The sequence below is a fragment of the Duganella vulcania genome, assembly GCF_009857655.1.
In the GTDB taxonomy this organism is placed as follows: domain Bacteria; phylum Pseudomonadota; class Gammaproteobacteria; order Burkholderiales; family Burkholderiaceae_D; genus Rugamonas; species Rugamonas vulcania.
The window spans coordinates 25,545-41,587 of sequence record NZ_WWCX01000056.1 but is presented as its reverse complement, the minus strand read 5'-3'; the positions used below and the strand labels follow the sequence as shown (position 1 = coordinate 41,587).

Genomic DNA, 16,043 nt, shown 5'->3' with positions numbered 1-16,043 from the left:
TCTCCAGCGCCGGCGGATCGTCGCGCAGGGCGACACGTTTGAGGGCGCCGAGCGCGTCGCCGGCGGCGAGCGCGCGCGCGGACGCGGCGATCAGGGAATCCATGGCGACAGCATACACCGGGGCGCCGGAGCGGCGCGCCGGGCGGCGGCCCTACAAACCGAGCGCCTTGCGGATCTGCGCCGAGACGATGGTCCACGACGGCGACGTGGCGGCCACCTCGTCGAAATGGCTGCCCCCCGGCAGCACGATCACCTCGGCCTGGTCGCCGGCCGCCTGGGCGCGGCGGGCGTAATCCTGGCCGGCGCGCAGCGGCGAGATGGTATCGAACTCGCCGTGGATCAGCACCGTGCGCACGCCGGACGGCAGCAGCTCGACGGGCGACGTATCGGAAAAAATATCCGACCGCGCAGCGCTGGCGCGGCCGGCCAGCTGCACGATATCGCGCTCGCAGCTGGTCTTGATCAACTGCTCCTCGTTGCGCAGGTCGGCCAGCCCGCCCAGGCTGATGACGGTGGCCACCGGCAGCGGATCGTCCACAAACAGCGGACTGCTGCGCGGCAGCCGCGCGCGCGAAGCCGCCCACTGCGCCAGATGCCCGCCGGCCGAATGCCCGACCAGCACCACGCGTGACAAATCCAGCCGCCACTCCACCGCCAGCGAGCGCAGAAGATCGACCGCCGTGGCGACATCCAGATACATGCCGGGATAACCGCCGCCCTCCTCATCGAAGCGGCGATACTCGATATTCCACACCGCGACGCCCTGCTGTTGCAGATCGCCGGCGATATTGCGCATCTGCGAGATCCCGGCGTACTCCTTGCACCAGCAGCCGCCATGCACGATCAGCGCGACCGGAAACGGCCCATCGCCGGCCGGCACAAACAATTCCGCGAATTGCGACGGCGCGGCGCCATAGGCAACATGCAGCGTAGGCGCCGGCCCGCCCAGCGCCATATATTCCTGCAAAGTCATAGGGTTGGACATGCGTGTACTCCAAAAGACGATGCCGCCATGCTACACGCAAATTGGGGTCAAGTCTGGCATTCGGACACGAGCTCCACCGTAGCGGCATGCTACGGTGGAGCTCGTGTCCGAATGCCAGACTTGACCCCAAAGTTGACCGGCGGATTTAGAACTTGTAGTTGGCGCGGGCGTAGTAGTAGCCGCCGTTGATGCCGAACGGCGAGAACGATGGCAGCACCGTCACCGCGGCGTTGTCGTTGGCCGCGCGCTGGTCGGCCAGCAGCGCCGGATTCACGCCGTTCGGGTACTTGTTGAACAGGTTGTTGGCGCCCACCGCCACCGACCACGCGGAGTTGATCTTGTAGCCCACCTCCAGGTCGGTGATCGCCTTGGCCGAGATTTCGGTCAGGTGGTACACCGAGCCGTCCTCGCTGCCGTACTCCGACGATTTGCCGTAGATCGCTTCACGCAGGTTGATGGTCCAGGCGCCGATCTTCCACAGCGCGCCCAGGTTGATGCGCACTTTCGGCGACGCGGTCTCCAGGTCCGAGATCGCGGTCTTGTCCAGCAGCGTCTGCGGCAGCAGCTGGGCCGGCGCCTGGTTGATCTTGGTGACTTCGACCTTGTTGTAGTTGGCCGCCACCGACCAGTCGACCTTGCCCGCCGTGCCGTAGCTCTCGTTGAGCGTGGCGACGAACTCCAGCCCGCGGCTGCGCGTGTCGACCGCGTTGGAGAAGATGTTGATGCCGGTCTGGCTGACCTTGTCGAGATTATTGCCGTTGGCCGTGATCGCCGCCACCACCGCCGGCGAGTTGGACGCGCCGCCCGAGCCATACAGCGCACCGGAACCGACGATGCGGTCGCGGATCTTGATCTGGTAGGCGTCCAGCGTGATGGCCAGGTTGGCGGCCGGATTGAGCACCAGGCCCAGGCTGAAGTTGGTCGAGCGCTCGGGCTTCAAGCCGTCCACGCCCACCAGCTTGGCCCCGGCCGAATTCGGCGCCAGCTGCACGAAGGCGGTGGTCGGGCCGACGTTGGTGGCAGAGTAGTATTCCTCGGCCAAGGTCGGCGCGCGGAAGCCGTTGCTGAAGGTGCCGCGCACGCCCACCTTCGGCGAGATGTCGTAGCGGGCGGTGAACTTGCCGACCTTGGCGTTGCCGAAATCGCTGAAATGCTCGTAGCGGCCGGCCAGGTCCAGCGTCAGGTCGTTGACAGGGTTGCCGGCCAGGTCGACGTAGGCCGCCTCGTTGGTGCGGCGGTGGCTGCCGGCGTCGGTCAGCGAGAAGCCGGGATACGACTGCGAGCCTTCCTTGTAGCGCGAGGCGGCGTCGCCCGCTTCGATCTCGTACTTGTCGATGCGGTGTTCCAGGCCGGCCGCCACGTTCAGCGGCTTGGCCCAGCCGACCGCGAACTCGCGGCTCGCCTCCAGGCTGGTGGTGAGCTGGCTGGCGATGAAGGCGCCGGCGTGGAACACGGTCGGCGTGCTGCCGGTGTCGGTGAACAGCGAGACGTTGCCCGAATCGGCCACGCCGATCTTGCTGGTGTCCTTGCCGTAGGTGGAGCTCAGGTCCATGTTCCAGCCGGCCACCACGCCCTTGACGCCGGCGGTGAGCGCGTAGTCGTCCTGCTTCATGGTTTCCTTCGGCGAGAAGCCGGTCGGATAGACCTTCGGCAGTTTGCTCGGCAGGCGGTAGTTCTCGTAGGCGCGCGCCTCCTTGTGGCCCCAGGTGGCGATGGCGTACAGCTGGCTGTCCGGCGCGAAGTCGTAGCCGAAGTTGGCCGCCAATACATTCAGGTGGTATTGCGCGTCGCCCGAGATGTGGTTGACGTGCGGGTAGCCGGGCTGCTGGAACATGCCGGTCCAGTTCTTCATGTTTTCGGGGTCGACCACGCGCGGGTCGATGCCGCCACGGTCGCTGTAGCCGTGGTACTTGGATTCGGCGGTCAGGCTCAGATAGGCGTCCTTGAACGGTTCGACGCCGATGTTGGCGGCGCCGTCGCCGGTGCGCCCGCCGCCGTCGGAGTAACCGCCGCCGGTGGCGCTGGCGGTGCCGCCATGGTTGTTCGACTTGAGGATGATGTTGATCACGCCGGCGATGGCGTCGGAGCCGTATTGGGCGGCCGCGCCGTCCTGCAGCACTTCGATGTGGTCGATCGCGGCGACCGGGATGTAGTTCAGGTCAGCCGCGGCGCCGCCCTGGTATGGCCCGCCCAGCACGGCCAGGTTGGCGGTGCCGTGGCGGCGTTTGCCGTTGATCAGCACCAGCGTGTTGTTGGGACTCAGGCCGCGCAGGCGGGCCGACAGCGTCAGGTTGGCGGTGTCGCCGCCGAAGGCTTGCGCGGTGAACGACGGCAGGTTCTGCGCCAGCGCCTGGATCAGGTCCGGCTGGCCGGTGCGCTGCAGCGAGGCCGAATCCAGCACCTGGATCGGCGAGGCGCTGTTCTCCACCTTGATGCCGCTCGACCGCGTGCCGGTGACGATCACCGCGCTGACGGGGGCTTCGCCCGAGGCGTCGGCGGCCGGCGTGGCGGCCGCATTGTCGTCGGCGCCTGCTGCGGCGGCGTAGGAGGAGCCCAGCGCCAGGGTGGACAGCACGGCGGCGACGCCGGTTTTGAGTATGGCCTTATGCATAATGAATCCCCATTGAATGAAAAAGAAAGTAAGACCTACTGCGTAATTATTTTTTTGCGGCGACGACTTCGATTTCCACCAGCCAGCCCGGATTGCTCAGGGCCGCGACCTGCACCACGGCGCGCGCCGGCAGCTTGGTCTGCGCGCCGCCGAAGTGCTGGGTGTAGGCCTCCATGAAGCCCTTGGTGTCGGCCTTGCCGCCCTTGGCCGGATCGCCGACCAGGTAGACGGTCATCTTGACCACGTCGCTCATGTCGAGCTTCATGCCCTCCAGGACTTCCTTGATCTTCTTGAGCACCGACTCGGACTGGGTCCTGGTGTCGCCGAAGGCGGCCAGCGAATCCGGCGCGGCGCTGGAATCGACGATGGCGGGCACCTGGCCGCTGACGAAGTGGATGGTGGCGGTGGACGGCACGGTGACGGCCAGCGCGATCGGGAAGTCCGATCCGGGGATCTTGTGGCGGACGATGTCGGCGGCTACTGCTTTCGGTGCGGCGCCTGCGGCGGCGGGCAACAGCGCCAGCGCGGCCGGGATCAACAGGGTGGCGAGCGATTTCTTCATGCGTTTTTCCTTCAATGTTTGTTGGACATCTGGCCGTTACTAAAATGGTCGACTTGCAGCACGTCGCGCAGCGCCAGCACCTCGGACTCGCTGAGCGGCGCGCCCTGGTTGCCCCAGCTGCTGCGCACGAAACTGAGCACGGTGGCGATTTCCGCGTCGCTCAAGCTGTCGCTGAAGTCCGGCATGCCGCCGCGCCCCTTGAGCAGCACCGAGGCGACGTCGGTACCCTTCCCTTGCACGAACTTGTTCCCCGCCAGCGCCGGGAAGGCGCCCGGTATGCCCTTGCCGGTGGGCTGGTGACAGGCCGCGCAGTTCTTCAGGAACAGCGCCTTGCCATCCATCTGCTGCGCGCGCGACGGCGAGCTGGCGCCGGCCGCCAGCAGCGCGACCACCACCATCGCCGCCTTGATCAACGCTTCCTTCATGCGCTGGCCCTTTCATGGATCTTGGCGATCTGCTGCCACGCCGATTCGATGGCGCCGGCCTGCCAGCCGGTCAGGTAGCTCAGGTGCTCGCCGGCCAGCAGCACGCGGCCCTCGCCCTCCAGCAGGATCGGGTAGGCGGCGGCGCGGGTCTTCTCGGTCCACTCGGCCCAGCCGCCAAGGTTGTACTGCACGCGGTGCCAGGCGACCGAGAACGCGGTCTCGAAGTTCTCGGTGTACTGCGGGAAGATCTTCTGCCCCGCCTCCAGCGCGAACGCGGCGCGCTCCTTCGGCGACAGAGCGCTGGTCTCGATGGCGGCCGTCTGGTACTGGTAATACCCGAGCAGCACGCCCTTCTTCTTCTGCCAGCCGTAGGACGGCATCGAGATGGTGTTGATGCCTTTGAGGTCGGTGAGGATATGGCCGCCGTACAGGTGCTCGTCCTCCTCCCAGAAGCGGCGCTTCATCTGCAGGCCGATCTTGCCGACCGGCGCGTAGGCCACCGTGGCGACGGCCCTCTTGAACTTGTCCGAGAAGTCGGTGTCGATCTGGCGCAGCACCGACAGCGGCATCGCCACCAGGCAGTAGTCGGCGCCGATGCTGGCGACCTTGCCGCTGCCGGTGTCCTTGTAGGTGACGGTGACGCCCTTGTCGTTCTGGCGGATGGTCTGCACTTCGGCGCGGTAGCGGATGTTCTTGCCGACGCGCTTTTCGAACGCCTTGGCGATGGCGTCCATGCCGCCCACCGGCTGGAACATGGTGTTCTGCATCGGGAAGTCCTGCACCGCGCTGTAGACGTTGCCCAGCTTGGACGCCAGCAGGTCCTTGAAGCCCAGCGGATCGGACGGCGTGCCCGGTCCGGGCGACAGGCCGGCGCCGGGATTGACGGTGAAGCCACGGCCGCTGCGGCCCTTGTATTGCAGGTCGGCGCCGGCCAGTTGGCCTTCGTGCGCCAGGTAGTCCAGCAGCAGGCGCTGGTCGTCGGCGGTGAGCTCCTGGTCCAGCTGCTTGTTCTTGACCGACTTGGCCAAGAGCTCGGAGACGTGGCCGCGCATGTCGGCCTTGATCTCGGCGACGCGCATGCGCTTGCCGGCGTAGGGACCGGCGTTTTCCGAGTAGACGAAGGCGTGGTCGTTATCGTTGACCATGACCTCCAGCGGCACCTCGAACAAGCGCGTGTAGTGCAGCGTCGATTGATGGTGCAACGGGATGCGCCATGGGCCATGGTTGATGTACTGGCCGTCGTCGAAATCGCAGGTCTGCTTCTCGCCTCCGAGCTCGGTCAGGCTGAAGCCTTTGCGCGCGGTCTGGCAGCGACCGCCGGCAAAGGTGCGCGCTTCCAGGATCTGGCAGTGGTAGCCCAGCTTTCCCAGCTCGTAGGCCGCGGTCATGCCGGCCAGGCCGGCGCCCAGTATCAGCACCTTCTTTCCCTTGCCGCTGCCGCTCAGCGCCGGCGGCGCGGAGGCCGTCGAATCCATGCCCATGCCCCACGCGTTCATGGTGTTGAGCAGCAGGCCGGTGCCGCCGACCGCTGCCGCGCGGTACAGGAAGTCCCTTCGAGTAAATGAACTAAACGATTTAAACGATTTTACGGTTTTGCTATTCATCGATGTCCTTTCGTGACTTGCGATTCCATAGCTCCTATCTAGCAATCGTCGTGCCACTGTTCGGGACAAAATAAACATGCTTCACCGCCGAAGCGATCCTTATGGAATAAGGCGGAACGGCATAAAACAATGTCCTTTCACAGCCCCATGGCCGGCACGCCGGAGGCATGAAAAGGCGCCGGCGGCGACAGACTTTATTTGCGCCGGTGGCACCTGCGAAGCGGATGCGGAAGCGGCGCGCCGCACCAGCGAGAGGCGCGCACCGGAATGGAAGGAAGGGGCATGCACGGCGCTGGACAGCGCCGTGGGCGTTTCAATTGGCGAAGCTGGCGATGGCGTGCGTAGTGCTACGTAGGGGTGCTGCGGGGATGGCGGGAACCGGGCGAGGCAACGCCGCGATTTCCACCGCGGCCAGGTGGCGCGGCATGCCGCCGCCGTCGGCCATGTGGCAGGCGTGGAATTGCATCGGCGCGTTCGGGTCCAACAAATAAATCATATCCATGTCGGCCGGATCGTAGACCACCCGCACATGCCACTGCCCGCGCGAGCGCGCACGCTCGAACCAGCGCTCGTTGATGGCGCGCGCGCAGGTGTAGGCGACGCCGGACAGCTCGATGCCGTCGGCGGTGACGGTGGCTTGCGCGGCCGGCATCAGGCTACAGCGCAGCAGCTGTTCGGGATAGGTCTTGAGGCTGCCGCCGCGATGGGCCACGCCCCACTCCCACAACGCGCGCGGCGTGGCATGGCCGGCGCGCGCCAGCGGCGCGCTATTGTTGTGGTACAGGACGCAGTCGATGACGATGCGGGTGAACTGGTCCAGATCGAGCACGCCGTCCAGCCGGCACGGGGCGCCGGCGGCATCCGGTGCCAGCAGCTGGAAACGCTTGGCCAGCACGGCGCGCCAGTCGTCCGGGCCGTCGTTGGCGGCGACGCAGCGCAGGTTGAAGTTGTTGAGCAGCGTGTCGCGCTGGGTGCCGCCGCCCAGGGCGGCGTGCGTGGACAGCGTGTCGGGCAGGTGGCGGCTGGGCCACTGCACGGCCTCGATGCGGCGGCCGAACTGTTGGCTGTAGCGCTGCTTGTCGGCGCCGCAGTGGGCCAGCGCCAGCATGGCGTGCTGCCAGCTGGCGGCGCCCATGCCGATGTAGACCCCGGCCACCATGTGACTGAAAGCGTCGATCGCCACGTACACCAGCGGGCGGCCGATGGTCTGCTGGCGGTCGGCGCGCGAGACCAGCTGCACTTCGGTGCGCACCACGTCCAGGTGGAAGCAGGCGCCGGGACGGCCATCGGCCGGCGGCTGCCAATCGCCGTCGGCGCCAGGCGGGTACGGGTCCGGCGATGGCAGTCCGCGCGCGGTGGTGGCGGCGCTGCGGCGCACCACTTCCGGCGGGCGGTCGTCGTCGTGGTCGAGCCAGTAGTTGAACTGGCCGAAGGTCGGCAGCGCCGCCGGCGCGTCCTGCGCGGCCAGCACACGGCCGCTGCCGGCGTCGATGCGGCGCCCGCTGAAGAAGTCGGCCAGCATCTGCTGGTAGGCGCCCAGCCGCGAGAACTTGGCGTGGCCCGCCGCGTAGCGCGCGATGGCGACGCGGAAGGTGCGGCGGATCTCCTCGTCGGCGTTCATGCCGGGACCATCGCCGGCGTCGTTCTTGCGCGGGCGGCCGCGCTTGACGCCGGCCGAAGCCTGGCGCACCTTGCCTCGCCCACCGGAGTTGCAGTAGTCGGGCAGCAGCGCGTTGGGTGTCTGCCCGCGCTGCCAGTAGCGGCGCAGGTAGCGGTAGATGGTCGGATGGGAGACGCCATGGTCGACGGTGGCCTGCGCCACCAGCTGGCCGCGCAGGCGCGCTTCGTAGATGCCCGGCTCCTGCGCCACCAGCGCCTCGACGATCCGCCACGCGCGCTCGCGCAGCTGCAGGTGCTTGGGCGGCAGCAGCTCCTGGCTGACCACCATCAGGTAGGGATCGGCCGCCAGCAGGCGCGCGCGGCCGGCGCGCAGGTCGGCCTGCAGCAGCGGCAGCGCGACCAGTTCGACGTCGGCCGAACGCGCCGCCACGTCGAACACGTAGGCGTGGCTTTGCTCGGGTGCGATCCACAGCACCCGCAAGGTGCGCTGCGTGGGATGCGTGTACTGCAGCAGGTCATTCCGCAGCAGCATCGGCGCCTCGGGAGTGTAGAAACAATGCGGTCATTCCGTGCTCCTTACTCAACGACTGGTCGGATTCCCTTAATCCAATGCAATAAACGGGCCAGTCGGCGCTCTCCTATGAAAGAGGCCGGCCGGCGCGCGCGCCAGGCGTGCTTGTGGTGCATGGCGGCGGCCGGGGCGCACCGTGCGCGTGCAGGCGGCCCAAATGAAAACAGGGCCTTGCGGCCCTGTGGTTTGCGTGCTCAGTCCTCGATCAGTACGCGATCAGTACTTTTTCTTGAACTTGTCCTTGGCGCCCGGCGCCGGCTTTTTAGGCGGCGTCGATTTGCCGGACTCCGGCGGCATGCGGTCGGCGTGGCTGATCTTCAGCTGCGCGCCGCCGACCCACACTTTGCCCAGGTGCTTGAACAGGTCCGGCGGCATCCCGTCCGGCAGCTCCAGCATGCTGTACGTGTCGAAGATCTCGATGCGGCCGATATGCTTGGCTTCCAGCCCCGCCTCGTTGGCGATGGCGCCGACGATGTTGGACGGCGTGGCCGCATGGCTGCTGCCCACCTCGATGCGGAAAGCGCTCATCGGCAGCGTGACCTTGCCGGGCTTTTCCTTTTTCTTCTTCGGCGCGGCTTCGGCTTCCACCTCGGCCGATTCCACGCGCGCGGCCTTGGCCAGCGGCGATGCGGCCGGAGCGGCCAACGGCGCGGCCTTGGCGGCAGCTGGCGCGCGGGCCGGTACCGGACGGGCCGCCGGTGCAGCCGACGGCGCGGCATCGCCGTTATCGCGGCTGATGCGCAGCTGCTGGCCGCCCACCTTGATGCCGGCCAGGTGTTCGAGCACGTCGGCGGTCAGGCTGTCCGGCATATCGAGCACGCTGTAGTCGTCGTAGATCTCGATGCGGCCGATGTTCTTGGAGTCGATGCCGCCCTCGTTGGCGATGGCGCCGACGATGTTGCCCGGCTTGACGCCGTGCTGGTAGCCCACTTCGATGCGGAAGGTCTGCATGCCGGGATCGGCGGCGCGCACGATGCGTTCCTTTTTCGGGAAACGCTCGCTGCGTTCGGCGCGGTCGCCGCGCTCGAAGCGGTCGCCCCGGTCGCCACGGTCATTGCGGTCGTTACGCTCGAAGCCCACTTGTCGGCCCGGGCGCTCGTCCCAGGTCGCGGCGGCCACCTGCTGCTTTTTATCCAGCAGCAGCGGCACGTCGCCGCGCGCCATCTTGGCCAGCGCGGCGGCGATCTCGATCGCAGGGATATTCTGTTCGCGTTCGAAGTCCTCGATCAGCGACTGGAACTGTTCCAGCTCGCCCTGGGCCAGCGTCTCGCTGATCTGCGACTTGAACTTGGCGATGCGGACGTCGTTGACGGCCTGGATGGTCGGCAGCTCCAGCATGCCGATCGGCTGGCGGGTGGCGCGCTCGATCGATTTGAGCAGGTTCTTTTCGCGCGGGGTGATGAACAGGATCGCCTCGCCGCTGCGGCCCGCGCGGCCGGTGCGGCCGATGCGGTGGGTGTAGCTTTCCGGATCGTGCGGCACGTCGTAGTTGACCACGTGGCTGATGCGCTCCACGTCCAGGCCGCGCGCGGCGACGTCGGTCGCCACCAGGATGTCGATCTTGCCGTCCTTGAGCTGCTGGATGGTGCGCTCGCGCTGCGCCTGCTGGATGTCGCCGTTGATGGCGGCGGCCGAGAAGCCGCGCGCCTGCAGCTTCTGCGCCAGTTCCTCGGTACCGAGCTTGGTGCGCGAGAAAATGATCATGCCGTCGAAGTTCTCGGCTTCCAGGATGCGGGTCAGCGCGTCGAGCTTGTGCATGCCGGACACCAGCCAGTAGCGCTGGCGGATGTTTTCATTGGTGCCGGTCTTGGCGGCGACGGTGATTTCCTTCGGGCTGCGCAGATAGGTGTTGGCGATGCGGCGGATGGCCGACGGCATGGTGGCCGAGAACAGCGCGGTCTGGCGCGAGTCCGGGGTCTCCTGCAGGATGCGTTCGACGTCGTCGATGAAGCCCATGCGCAGCATTTCGTCGGCTTCGTCCAGCACCAGCGTTTTCAGTTTGGACAGGTCGAGCGAACCCTTGTCCAGGTGATCGATGACGCGGCCCGGCGTGCCGACCACGACGTGCACGCCGCGGCGCAATGCCGACAGCTGCGGGCCGTAGCTTTGGCCGCCGTAGATCGGCAGCACGTGGAAGCCGGGGATATGGCCGGCGTAGGTCTGGAAGGCCTCGGCGACCTGGATCGCCAGTTCGCGCGTTGGCGCCAGCACCAGAGCCTGCGGCGTGGTCTGTTTGATATCGATGCGCGACAGGATGGGCAGCGCGAAGGCGGCGGTTTTCCCCGTCCCGGTCTGCGCCTGGCCCAGGACGTCCAGGTTATCGAGCAGCAGCGGGATGGTCGCGGCCTGGATCGGCGACGGCGACTCGTAGCCGACTTCCTTCAGGGCCTTGATCAACGGCGCGCTGAGGTTCAGATCGGAAAAAAGGGTGATGGGGGAGGTTGGGGTTTCAGACATGGCGTCACTCACAAGTATGTTCGAATCGCCTAATTGCGAAAGAAATTTGTGCGTAGTTTACTCTCTATCGACGCTTCGGGCCGGTTTTTGGACAAAAACGGCCATTTATCAGCAAAAGCGCGACGTTCGCCGCCCAAAAAAAGAAGACAGGCCGGAGCCTGTCTTCTTTCTTGCGCCGCCCAGGCCAGAGGTCCGGGGCGGCACGTCCTGCACTAGCGGATGCGGATTACTTGCTGGCTGCTGGAGCCGATGCTGCCGGCGCCGGGGTCGAAGCTGCCGGTGCGCTGGCGGCTTTGGTGGTCTTGTGCTTCTTGTGATGCACTTTCTTGGCCGGTGCGCTCGATGCTGGCGCCGACGCGGCTGGAGCCGGGGTCGATGCGGCAGGGGCGGCGGCTGGTGCCGAAGCGGCTGGAGCCTGGGCGAATGCGGCACCTGCGAACAGGGTGGCGATCAGGGTGGCGATTACTTTTTTCATGATGTGATTTCCTTTAAATTGATTTATATCGTTTATTGAATTACTTGGCTGCCGCTACTTTGGTGTCTGCTTTCGCAGCGGCGACTGGCGCTGCGTCCTTGGATTCTTTGGCTGCCTTGGCCTTGTGATGCGTCTTGGTCTTCGCGGTCTTCACTTCGGCCTTGGCTTCGGTTTTGACATCGGCGGTTTTGACTTCAGGCGCTTTCACTTCGGCTTTCGCTTCGGTTTTCACCACGGCTGGCTTGGCGGCTGGAGCGGTGGTGGCGGCGACTGGCGCTTGTGCGAATGCTGCGGTTGCGAACAGGCCGGCGATCAGGGAAGCGATAATTTTGGTCATGATGTATTTCCTTTTTCTGGGTTTCGGCATCGGGACTATCCCGTGTCGCATGAGCAAAAAACGGCGCAGACCATCGTTCAGTTGACGCTCATTACAACCTCTTACCGACTCTTACACTCGCTTACAACTGGCCGCAAACACGCCGCGCACAAATGAAAAATGCCGCCCAGTGTGAACTGGGCGGCATTCCGGCCGAAGCCTCGCTGCGTTCCGCGATACGGCGGATTACTTGCTGGCTGCTGGAGCCGATGCTGCCGGCGCCGGGGTCGAAGCTGCCGGTGCGCTGGCGGCCTTGGTGGCCTTGGCCTTCTTGTGATGCACTTTCTTGGCCGGTGCGCTCGATGCTGGCGCCGATGCGGCTGGAGCCGGGGTCGATGCGGCAGGGGCGGCGGCTGGTGCCGAAGCGGCTGGAGCCTGGGCGAATGCGGCGCCTGCGAACAGGGTGGCGATCAGGGTGGCGATTACTTTTTTCATGATGTGATTTCCTTTAAATTGATTTATATCGTTTATTGAATTACTTGACTTCCGCTACTTTGGTGTCTGCTTTCGCAGCGGCGACTGGCGCTGCATCCTTGGATTCTTTGGCTGCCTTGGCCTTGTGATGCGTCTTGGTCTTCGCGGTCTTCACTTCGGCCTTGGCTTCGGTTTTGACATCGGCGGTTTTGACTTCAGGCGCTTTCACTTCGGCTTTCGCTTCGGTTTTCACCACGGCCGGCTTGGCGGCTGGAGCGGTGGTGGCGGCGACTGGCGCTTGTGCGAATGCTGCGGTTGCGAACAGGCCGGCGATCAGGGAAGCGATAATTTTGGTCATGATGTAGTTCCTTTTTCTGGGTTTCGGCATCGGGACTATCCCGTGTCGCATGAGCAAAAAACGGCGCAGACCATCGTTCAGTTGACGCTCATTACAACCTCTTACCGACTCTTACATTCGCTTACAACTCGCCCTTCAATGCGGTTTCACCTCGTCCTTCAACGCGGCCAGCGCCATGCGCTCCACCAGGCCGGGCGCGATCAGCTTCATCCAGCGTCCCAGCTTGCCCTTGGCCGACATCACCACCTCGCGGCGGCGCGCCAGCATGCCGTCGACGATCAGCCGCGCGCACTCCTCCACCGGCATCGCCTTGTCCTCTTTCAGGCCGCTGCTGCCCAGCGCCCCGCCGGCCGCGTTGAAGCCGCGGTAGCGGATCTGTGTCGCCACCACACCCGGATAGGCGATCGTCACGCTCACGCCGGCCGCCTTCAATTCCGCGCGCAGGGCCTCGAAGAAGCCGCTCATGGCGAACTTGGTGGCGCCATAGGCCGTGCGCCCCGGCACCCCGACCAGCCCCGCCAGCGACGACACCGCGACGATGCTGCCGCGCGACTGTTTCAAATATGGCAGCGCCGCATGCGTGCACCACACGCTGCCCCACAGGTTGATCTTCATGAGTTCCTCATACCAGGCCAGGTCGGCCACCTCCTCGAACAGCGCGTGCGCCGAGCGGCCGGCGTTGTTGACCAGCGCATCGACGCGGCCGAAGCGCGCCACGCAGGCCGCCACCAATGCCGTGCACTGCGCCTGCACCGATACGTCGGTCGGCACCACCAGCGTCTGCGCGCCGGATGCCACGCAATCGGCGGCCACCTGTTCCAGTGCCGCCGCGTTGCGCGCCGCCAGCACCAGCGCCACGCCGCCGCCATGGCTGCGCGCCAGCTGGCGCGCCATCTCGGCGCCGATGCCGTCCGAACTCCCGGTGATGATGATGACTTTCATAGGCTATCCCTTATTTTGGCAAGTACAGTAAGATAGCCCGCTTCTGCCCAAGATTCACACATTACGGAGTAAAAATGCGTCTTCCAGTACTCGCCATCGCCGCCGGACTCGGTCTGGCCTCCCTCCACGCCGCCGCCCAGCAGGCGCCGTTGCTGACGGAGGCGCCGCTGCGCGCCCACCTGTCCTTCCTGGCCGACGACCTGTTCGAAGGCCGCGGCACGGGCCAGCGCGGCGGCGACCTGGCGGTGCGTTATCTGGAGACGCAAGCCGCAGTCATCGGCCTCAAGCCGCTGGCCGGCGGCGGCTACCGCATGCCGGTCAAGATCGAGGGCACCAAGCTGCTGGAGCGCAGCTTCGTGCGCTTCGACGCCAACGGCAAGAGCATCACGCCCAGCAACGGCAGCGAAATCGTGTTCGGCACCGCCGCCGGCAAGGCCGACCTGACCATCGATGCGCCGCTGGTGTTCGTCGGCTACGGCGCCATCGCGCCGGAAGAAAAGTGGGACGACTACAAGGGCGTCGACATGAAGGGCAAGCTGCTGGTCATGATGGTCAACGATCCACAGCCCACCGCCGAGGAGCCGAACCGCTTCGCCGGCAAGGCCTACACCTACTATGGCCGCTGGCTGTACAAATACGAGGAAGCGGTGCGCCAGGGCGCGGCCGGGGTGCTGCTGATCCACACCACGCCGTCCGCCTCCTATCCGTGGAGCGTGCCGGCCAACGGTTTCAGTCATGAGCGCTTCCACCTGGCCGGCGCCGGCAATCCGGTCGAAGGCTGGCTGCAGGAAGACACCGCGCGCACCCTGTTCAAGGCCGCCGGCTTCGACCTCGACGCGCTGCGCGCCCAGGCCGAGACCCGCGCCTTCCGTCCGGTCGACCTGAAGACCAGCGTGCACGCCGAGGTGCACAGCGCGATCCGCCAGATCGAACAGTTCAACGTGGCCGGCATCGTGCCGGGCAGCGACGCCAAGCTGAAAGCGCAGGCGGTGGTCTACTCGGCCCACTGGGACCACCTGGGCATGGACGAAGGCGTGCGCCGCGACGACCGCGGCGACCACACCTGGAACGGCGCCATCGACAACGCCTCGGGCGCCGCCGCCCTGCTGGCGATGGCGGCCGAAGCGGTCAAGCATCCGGCCAAACGCACCCAGGTCTTCCTGTGGCCGGCCGCCGAGGAACAGGGCCTGCTGGGCAGCGCGGCTTATGTGCGCAACCCGGCCTGGCCGCTGGCGCAAACCACCGCCGACCTCAATCTGGACAGCATGAACTTCGTCGGCCTCACGCGCGACATCGGCGTCGCCGGCGCCGAGCGCAGCAGCCTGTATGATGCCGCCGCCGATGTCGCCCGCAAGATGGGCCTGAAGCTGGCGCCGGCCATCCCCGACCTGTCCGGCGCCTACTTCCGCGCCGACCACTTCAACTTCGCCAAGGCCGGCGTGCCGGCGTTTAACGTCGGCTCGGCGGTGTTCTCCGGCGACGGCCACTTCGAGTTCGTCAAGGACCCGGCGGCATCGGCCGCGCGCCTGGTCGCGTTCAAGAAGGACTACCACCAGGTCACCGACGAATACCACGCCGACTGGGACTTGTCGGGCATGGTGCAGCAGGCGCAGTTCACGCTCAACCTGGGCTACGCGGTCGGCAACGCGCCGGCCATGCAAAGCTGGAAGGCCGGCGACGCCTTCGGCAAGGTCAAGCGCTAGGCCGCACGGCCGCGCTGCGCCGCCGCGTAAAACAGGGTAGGATGGCCGCTCACCGAATCACAGCACAAGGAACATCATGGAAACCAACAGCCACTGGATCGACATCGCCACCGCCGACGGCAGCTTCGGCGCCTACGTCTCGCTGCCGCGCGGCGGCAAGGGGCCGGGCATCGTGCTGCTGCAGGAGATCTTCGGCGTCAACCAGCACATCCGCAACGTCGCCGACCAGTACGCGGCCGACGGCTACGTGGTGATCGCGCCGGACCTGTTCTGGCGCCACGGCGCGCGCATCGAGCTGGGCTACGACGACGCCGGCTGGAAGCGCGCCGTCGAACTGATGAACGCCAACGACTTCGCGCTGGCGCAATCGGACATCGCCGCCACCGTCAAGGCGCTGCGCGCGCTGGACGGCGTGGGCGACAAGATCGCTTCGATCGGTTTCTGCTACGGCGGCAAGCTGTCCTACCACACGGCCGCCAACGGCCTGGTGGACGCGGCGGTGTGCTACTACGGCGGCGGCATCCAGAACGCGCTGGACCGCGCCGGCGAGATCACGGTGCCGGTGCTGATGCACTTCGGCGGCGCCGACAGCCACATCCCGCCGGCCGCGGTGCAAAGCATCGCCGAACGCTTCGGCGACAACGAGCAGGTCGAGATCCACGTCTATCCGGGCGCGGAGCACGGCTTCAACTGCAACCACCGCTCGTCCTACCACCAGCGCGCGGCCGCCCAGGCGCACGGCAACACGCTGCTGTTCGTCGGCGAGCAGCTGTAATGGCGCGCCTGACGCTGGCCTTCCCGGAGGACCAATACTATTGCTGATAACCGCGAGTTCTGTCGCCATGGACATTCCAATTCGGCCCGTAACATGAGCTGATAGAACAAGCTGGCTATGTCCATGGACAAGCCCAAGAACTGGCTTGTTTTTTTCAGGCCATGT

Annotated in this window: 14 protein-coding genes; 2 read left to right on the top strand and 12 right to left on the bottom strand. The window is 66.1% G+C overall.

The window, feature by feature from the left end; genetic code table 11:
• Window positions 1-151: 151 nt before the first annotated feature.
• From GTP90_RS23860 to GTP90_RS23805, 12 genes are all read right to left on the bottom strand, one after another.
• Window positions 152-985, bottom strand: a complete 834-nt coding sequence (locus tag GTP90_RS23860) for an alpha/beta hydrolase (RefSeq protein ID WP_254452018.1) — start codon at window positions 983-985, stop codon at window positions 152-154.
• Between the two features lie 145 nt (window positions 986-1,130).
• Window positions 1,131-3,596: a TonB-dependent receptor plug domain-containing protein gene (locus GTP90_RS23855; RefSeq protein WP_161085878.1), complete on the bottom strand. Its 2,466-nt coding sequence runs from the start codon at window positions 3,594-3,596 to the stop codon at window positions 1,131-1,133.
• A 46-nt stretch (window positions 3,597-3,642) separates the two neighbouring features.
• Entirely contained in the window at window positions 3,643-4,158 is a 516-nt protein-coding gene (locus tag GTP90_RS23850) for a RidA family protein (protein WP_161085877.1), read from the bottom strand.
• An 11-nt stretch (window positions 4,159-4,169) separates the two neighbouring features.
• Window positions 4,170-4,583 (bottom strand): c-type cytochrome, encoded by a 414-nt coding sequence (locus GTP90_RS23845; protein ID WP_161085876.1) that lies wholly within the window; start codon window positions 4,581-4,583, stop codon window positions 4,170-4,172.
• Window positions 4,580-6,187, bottom strand: coding sequence for a flavin monoamine oxidase family protein (locus tag GTP90_RS23840; protein ID WP_161085875.1), 1,608 nt, complete (start codon window positions 6,185-6,187; stop codon window positions 4,580-4,582). Before GTP90_RS23840 ends, GTP90_RS23845 begins: the two co-directional genes overlap by 4 nt.
• Window positions 6,188-6,500: 313 nt before the next feature.
• Entirely contained in the window at window positions 6,501-8,339 is a 1,839-nt protein-coding gene (locus tag GTP90_RS23835; RefSeq protein WP_161085874.1) for a TnsB C-terminal domain-containing protein, read from the bottom strand.
• Between the two features lie 255 nt (window positions 8,340-8,594).
• Window positions 8,595-10,835: a DEAD/DEAH box helicase gene (locus tag GTP90_RS23830; protein WP_161085873.1), complete on the bottom strand. Its 2,241-nt coding sequence runs from the start codon at window positions 10,833-10,835 to the stop codon at window positions 8,595-8,597.
• Window positions 10,836-11,061: 226 nt separating this feature from the next.
• Window positions 11,062-11,310: a hypothetical protein gene (locus GTP90_RS23825; protein ID WP_161085872.1), complete on the bottom strand. Its 249-nt coding sequence runs from the start codon at window positions 11,308-11,310 to the stop codon at window positions 11,062-11,064.
• A gap of 40 nt (window positions 11,311-11,350) precedes the next feature.
• On the bottom strand, window positions 11,351-11,647 hold the full coding sequence (locus GTP90_RS23820; protein ID WP_161085871.1) for a hypothetical protein: 297 nt from the start codon (window positions 11,645-11,647) through the stop codon (window positions 11,351-11,353).
• A gap of 225 nt (window positions 11,648-11,872) precedes the next feature.
• Entirely contained in the window at window positions 11,873-12,121 is a 249-nt protein-coding gene (locus GTP90_RS23815; protein WP_161085870.1) for a hypothetical protein, read from the bottom strand.
• A 40-nt stretch (window positions 12,122-12,161) separates the two neighbouring features.
• Entirely contained in the window at window positions 12,162-12,458 is a 297-nt protein-coding gene (locus GTP90_RS23810; protein WP_161085869.1) for a hypothetical protein, read from the bottom strand.
• A gap of 135 nt (window positions 12,459-12,593) precedes the next feature.
• Window positions 12,594-13,400 (bottom strand): SDR family oxidoreductase, encoded by an 807-nt coding sequence (locus GTP90_RS23805; RefSeq protein ID WP_161085868.1) that lies wholly within the window; start codon window positions 13,398-13,400, stop codon window positions 12,594-12,596.
• 74 nt (window positions 13,401-13,474) lie between these two features.
• Between GTP90_RS23805 and GTP90_RS23800 the strand changes: the two genes are divergently transcribed.
• Window positions 13,475-15,103, top strand: coding sequence for a M28 family peptidase (locus GTP90_RS23800; RefSeq protein ID WP_161085867.1), 1,629 nt, complete (start codon window positions 13,475-13,477; stop codon window positions 15,101-15,103).
• Between the two features lie 76 nt (window positions 15,104-15,179).
• The gene (locus tag GTP90_RS23795) at window positions 15,180-15,878 is read left to right on the top strand and encodes a dienelactone hydrolase family protein (RefSeq protein WP_161085866.1); all 699 of its coding nucleotides are present in this window, start codon (window positions 15,180-15,182) and stop codon (window positions 15,876-15,878) included.
• The last annotated feature ends 165 nt before the right edge of the window (window positions 15,879-16,043 follow it).

Coding starts and splice junctions, on each gene's coding strand:
- GTP90_RS23860 (WP_254452018.1), bottom strand. CDS start 985: ATGTCCAACCCTATGACTTTGCAGGAATATATGGCGCTGGGCGGGCCG.
- GTP90_RS23855 (WP_161085878.1), bottom strand. CDS start 3,596: ATGCATAAGGCCATACTCAAAACCGGCGTCGCCGCCGTGCTGTCCACC.
- GTP90_RS23850 (WP_161085877.1), bottom strand. CDS start 4,158: ATGAAGAAATCGCTCGCCACCCTGTTGATCCCGGCCGCGCTGGCGCTG.
- GTP90_RS23845 (WP_161085876.1), bottom strand. CDS start 4,583: ATGAAGGAAGCGTTGATCAAGGCGGCGATGGTGGTGGTCGCGCTGCTG.
- GTP90_RS23840 (WP_161085875.1), bottom strand. CDS start 6,187: ATGAATAGCAAAACCGTAAAATCGTTTAAATCGTTTAGTTCATTTACT.
- GTP90_RS23835 (WP_161085874.1), bottom strand. CDS start 8,339: ATGCTGCTGCGGAATGACCTGCTGCAGTACACGCATCCCACGCAGCGC.
- GTP90_RS23830 (WP_161085873.1), bottom strand. CDS start 10,835: ATGTCTGAAACCCCAACCTCCCCCATCACCCTTTTTTCCGATCTGAAC.
- GTP90_RS23825 (WP_161085872.1), bottom strand. CDS start 11,310: ATGAAAAAAGTAATCGCCACCCTGATCGCCACCCTGTTCGCAGGTGCC.
- GTP90_RS23820 (WP_161085871.1), bottom strand. CDS start 11,647: ATGACCAAAATTATCGCTTCCCTGATCGCCGGCCTGTTCGCAACCGCA.
- GTP90_RS23815 (WP_161085870.1), bottom strand. CDS start 12,121: ATGAAAAAAGTAATCGCCACCCTGATCGCCACCCTGTTCGCAGGCGCC.
- GTP90_RS23810 (WP_161085869.1), bottom strand. CDS start 12,458: ATGACCAAAATTATCGCTTCCCTGATCGCCGGCCTGTTCGCAACCGCA.
- GTP90_RS23805 (WP_161085868.1), bottom strand. CDS start 13,400: ATGAAAGTCATCATCATCACCGGGAGTTCGGACGGCATCGGCGCCGAG.
- GTP90_RS23800 (WP_161085867.1), top strand. CDS start 13,475: ATGCGTCTTCCAGTACTCGCCATCGCCGCCGGACTCGGTCTGGCCTCC.
- GTP90_RS23795 (WP_161085866.1), top strand. CDS start 15,180: ATGGAAACCAACAGCCACTGGATCGACATCGCCACCGCCGACGGCAGC.